This is a genomic window from Phenylobacterium sp., assembly GCF_004299445.1.
Lineage (GTDB): Bacteria > Pseudomonadota > Alphaproteobacteria > Caulobacterales > Caulobacteraceae > Phenylobacterium.
In genome coordinates this window covers 1-4,921 of sequence record NZ_SCTC01000029.1, presented here as the reverse complement: position 1 = coordinate 4,921, position 4,921 = coordinate 1, and the positions used below count along the sequence as shown (strand labels likewise).

The following is a 4,921-nucleotide window of genomic DNA, read 5'->3' as shown; positions in this document are numbered from 1 at the left end:
CAGAACCCCTGCTGGCGGCCGTCCTGGCGGCGAAGCTCGCCGCCGACGTGGCCAGCGAGCCGCCGCGCGAGGTGAGCTTCGTGCAGGTCTTCTCCGACACCGCCACCGGGCTGAGCCTGCGCGCCTACGGGCCGCCGGCGCCGTTCGTCGAAGAGGACGACGCGGCGGAGACCGTCGAGGGCGACGACGCCCCGCTCGGCACAGGCGCCGTCCCGTCGCGGCGCGAGATCCCGGCGGTGATCGCAACGCCGGTGGCGGTCGCCCCGCGTCCCGAACTCGACGGGGTCGGCCATGCCCTGCACGAGGTGCGTACGGACACCGCCACACGCGCGCTGATCCGCGCGCTCGCCGACGATCCTGGCGCTGCGCTCACCGCGGTGGTGGCGCGGCTGTTCGGCGTGGTGGTGCTGCACCAGGGCCGGGGCCGCGGCGGCGGGGCGCTCGCCTTGGACGCCGAGGCCTACAGCCGCCGTGGCGTGTCGCCGATCGAGGCGCTTGACGGGGACGTGCGCCGGCGGCTCGCGGACTGGCGCGCGGCGTGGGAGGCCTCGGAGCTGTCGCCCATCGCCTGGGTGGCGTCGCTGCCCCACGGGGAGAAGATGGCGCTGCTCGCCGAGGTCGTGGCCCTGAGCCTGGACCTGCGGGAGGAGCGCACGACCCAAGTGCGCCGCGCCGCCCGGGCCGAGGCGGTGGAGATCGCCGCGATCTGCCAGGCCGACGTCACCCTGCACTGGACCCCGGACGAGACCTTCCTGGGCGCCCACCCCAAGGCCAAGCTGCTCGACATGCTGGACGCGATGGGCGCGGGCGAGACGCGCGCGGGCGCGGCCAAGAAGGACGAGCTGGTCTCGCTGGTGGCCGAGCGGGCCGCCGAGCGCAGCTGGGCGCCGGCCTATCTGTCCTGGGCCGCCGAGCCGCCGGACGAGCCGGAGGACGAGGACACCGTCGATCCCGGCGATCCCGGCGATCCTGTGTCGGACGTGGCCGAGGCTGAGCCTGACGCCGAAAAGACATCGGACGGAGGGGCGACGGCGGTGGCCGCCTGATCCCCGAAACGGCGGCGCATGCCCCTCGCGAACGTCCCGGCGACCGGCGTCCTGGAGCGGACGCCGCCGGGGCGTGGGCACGATTGGACGCTCACGCCGCGCCTCTGGGCGGCAGATCCCTCCGCGGTGCGCCCGCCGGCTGACGGCGCTGTTCCGGTCGCTCCGGGACGGCGCCGTCCTTCTGGAACGAGGAGGAAGGGCGGGCCCGGGCGAGCCCGGCGGACGGGAAGGCGACGGGTCGGCCGCGCCGGGCGGGAGCCCCGCCATGAACGCCGCCCTGCCCCTTTTCGCCGAGACGTCCGCCCACGATCGGTCCGCCAACCTGCTGGCTGCCGCCCGCGCGCTCGCCCCCCACCTCTTCCGCGGCCGGCCGCCGGAGCGCCGGGTGGTGTCGGCCGTGCTCACCACCGCCTTCGGGGCGACGGACGCCGAGGGCGCCTGGGATTGGCGCGACGCCTACGACGCCATCGAGGCGGCGATGGTGCTGCAGGTGCGCCGGATCGGGCCGCAGGTCGCCCGGCTCGAGGACGCGCCCGCCGAGATCGTGGGCGCACTGGCGGACCTGAGCGCGCTCGGTCTTACCCAAACCCGCCGCTCGGAGACGCAGCTGGCGCTGGACCAGTTCTCGACCCCGGCGCCCTTGGCCGCGCTCGTGGTGCTGGCCGCCCAGGTGCGGCCGGGCGATCGCGTGCTGGAGCCGTCGGCCGGCGTCGGCATGCTGGCGGCGCTGGCGGAAGGCTGCGGCGCGTCGCTGGCGCTGAACGAACTCAGCGACCGGCGCGCCGGCCTGCTGGACGGCCTGTTCGGCGGCGCGTCGCGGACGCGTCTGGACGCTGCGCATCTGGGCGACCTGCTGCCGGACGCAGGCCAGTTCCACGCCGTCGTCATGAACCCGCCCTTCGCCGGCCTGGGCTCGCACCTGATCGCCGCGCTGCAGTGCCTGGCCGACGGCGGCCGTTTGGCCGCGATCGTGCCGGCCTCGGCCTTATGCGACGCGGGGCTCCGCGGCCTGCTCGGCCGCTGGGGGCGCGTGGTAGGCGCGCTGACACTGCCCGCGGGCGCCTTCCTGAAGCACGGGACGAGCGTCGACACGGGCCTTCTCGTGCTGGATCGCAGCGACGGGGTCGGCGCTGTGGCGGTCGACGTCGCGGCTGATCTTGCCGACGCCGCGGCCTGGGCGGCAGCCTTGCCGGCGCGCCCAAGCGCGCAGGTCCGCGTGGCGCGGGCCGCGCCCGTGGGACTTTCGCTGCGCGCACGGGGTTCCGGCGGTCCCGCGGTCGCGTTGCGGTTCCTGGAGGGGGCCTCACCGCTGGCCTACGACCTCTGCGACTGGTCCGGCGAAGGCCGCGACGTGGGGCTCTACCAGGCCTGGCAGCCGGGGCGGATCGCGTTTGCGACCGCGCGGCCGCACCCGACGCCTCTGGTGGAATCCGGGGCGATGGCGTCCGTCGCACCCTCGGCGCCGAGCTATCGGCCGCTGCTGCCCACGGGCCTGCAGGACGAAGGCCGGCTCTCGGACGCCCAGGCCGAGACCGTGGTCTATGCCGGGGAGGCGCATGCCGCGCTGCTCCCGGGTCGCTGGACACTTGGCGAGGCGGCCCATGAGCTGCGGCTCGCGCGGGAGGAAGAACCGGACGCGTTCTCGCTGCGCAGAGGCATGTTCCTGGGCGACGGCACCGGCGCCGGCAAGGGCCGGCAGGTGGCCGCCGTGATCGCCGACAACATGGCCCAGGGCCGCGTGCGCGCGCTCTGGCTGTCGCGCAACGAGGCGCTGCTCGAGGACGCGCAGCGCGACTGGAAGGCCATCGGCGGCTCGGTCCACGACGTGGTGGCGCAGGCGCGCTGGAAGCAGGGCGAGGCGATCCGGCTGGACCGCGGGATCCTGTTCTCGACCTACGCCACTTTGCGCCAGCCGGCGCGGGGCGGCCGGCCCTCGCGGCTCGACCAGATCGCGACCTGGCTGGGCGCCGACTTCGACGGCGTCATCGTCTTCGACGAGGCGCACGCCATGGGCGGGGCGGCCGGCGGCGCGGGCGCGCGCGGGCCCAAGAAGGCCTCGCTGCAGGGGCTGGCGGGGCTGGCGCTCCAGAACCGCCTGCCGAACGCGCGGGTGTTCTACGTGTCCGCCACCGGCGCCACTGAGCCGGCCAACCTGGCCTATGCCTCGCGGCTGGGCCTTTGGGGTGGACCGGAGGCGCCCTTCGCGACGCGGGCCGATTTCCTGGACGCGGCAGAGGCCGGCGGCATCGCCTTCATGGAACTGGTGGCGCGCGAGCTGAAGGCCATGGGCCTCTACGTGGCCCGCAGCCTGTCGTTCGAGGGCGTCGAGTACGAACCCCTCGAACACCCGCTCACGCCGGACGACGTGGCGATCTGGGACGCCTGGGCCGACGCCTTCCAGGTGATCCACGCGAACCTCGGCGAGGCGCTGAAGGCCGTCGGCGTCATGGACGACGAGGGCAAGGTCCAGAGCGGCCAGGCGATGAGCGCGCTCCGCTCGGCCTTCGAGAGCGCCAAGCTGCGCTTCTTCGGCCACCTGCTGGCGGGGCTGAAGGCGCCCAGCCTGGTCGCCGCGATCCGCAGGGACCTCGCCGGCGGACGATCCGCGGTCGTGCAGATCGTCTCGACCAACGAGGCGGTGATGAACCGCCGCCTGGCGGACATCCCACCGGAGGAATGGACCAACCTGTCGGTCGACCTGACGCCGAAGGAGTATGTCCTCGACTACCTTCGCGGCGCCTTTCCCACCGCGTTGATGGAGGCCATCGAGGGCGAGGACGGTGAGGTGACGCTCGTCCCCGTCGTGAACGAGGGTCGCCCGGTGCACAGCCAGGAGGCGCTGCGGCTGCGCGACGAGACGATCGCGGGCCTGGCGTCGCTGCCGGCGGTCCCCGGCGTGCTTGATGCGCTGCTCAACGCCTTCGGGACCGGCGCAGTCGCCGAGATCACCGGCCGCTCGAAGCGTGTGGTGACGCACGAGGGCCGTCGCGTCGTGGAGCGGCGCGGGCCTTCGGCGGCCAAGGCCGAGACCGACGCCTTCATGGACGGGCGCAAGCGCGTGCTGGTGTTCTCCGACGCCGGCGGCACGGGACGCAGCTATCACGCCGCGCTCGACGCGGTGAACCGCGAGCGCCGCGTGCACTACCTGGTCGAGCCAGGCTGGCGCGCGGACGCTGCCATCCAGGGACTGGGACGCACGCATCGCACGCATCAGGCCTCGGCCCCGTTGTTCCGGCCGGCGACCACCGACATCGTGGGCGAGAAGCGGTTCCTCTCGACGATCGCGCGGCGGCTGGACTCGTTGGGCGCCCTGACGCGGGGCGAGCGCCGCGTGGCCGGCGCCGGCCTCTTCCGCGCCGAGGACAATCTGGAGAGTCCGTGGGCGCGGCGCGCGCTGCTGGTGCTCTACCGGGCGCTGGCCTTCGGGGAGATCGGCAGCATGTCGCTGGCCGACTTCCAGGCCAAGACCGGCCTGTCGTTGCTGGACAGCGAAGGCCTCCTGAAGGGTCACGAGGACCTGCCGCCCATCACCACCTTCCTGAACCGGCTGCTGGCGCTGCGGATCGCCGACCAGAACGCCCTATTCGCGGACTACGAGAAGATCCTGGCCGGCATCGTCGAGCGCGCCGCCGCGGCCGGCGAACTCGACCACGGCGTCGAGGATATCGTCGCGGAGGACCTCCAGGTCGTGTCCGAAGAAACCGTTCGGACGGATGCGGCCACGGGCGCGAAGACGCAGCTCGTGGGGTTTGCCTTGCGGACGCGGCGCGACCTGCTCTCTGCAGATGAGGCTTTGGCGATGGCCGCGCAGCTCGGCGAGGCGGCGGTGCTGGCCGTCAATGGGCGCTCTGGGCGCGCCGCCCTGGTGAGATCGG

General features: G+C 74.1%; 1 protein-coding gene and 1 pseudogene. Both read left to right on the top strand.

The annotated features are described in order from the left end of the window. A pseudogene (locus EPN98_RS07085) lies at positions 1 to 1,046 on the top strand (chromosome partitioning protein ParB); the annotation flags it as partial. A gap of 265 nt (positions 1,047 to 1,311) precedes the next feature. Beyond that, positions 1,312 to 4,921, top strand: a 3,610-nt coding sequence (locus EPN98_RS07080; RefSeq protein WP_293361944.1) for a strawberry notch-like NTP hydrolase domain-containing protein, incomplete at its 3' end; no start/stop codon positions are given.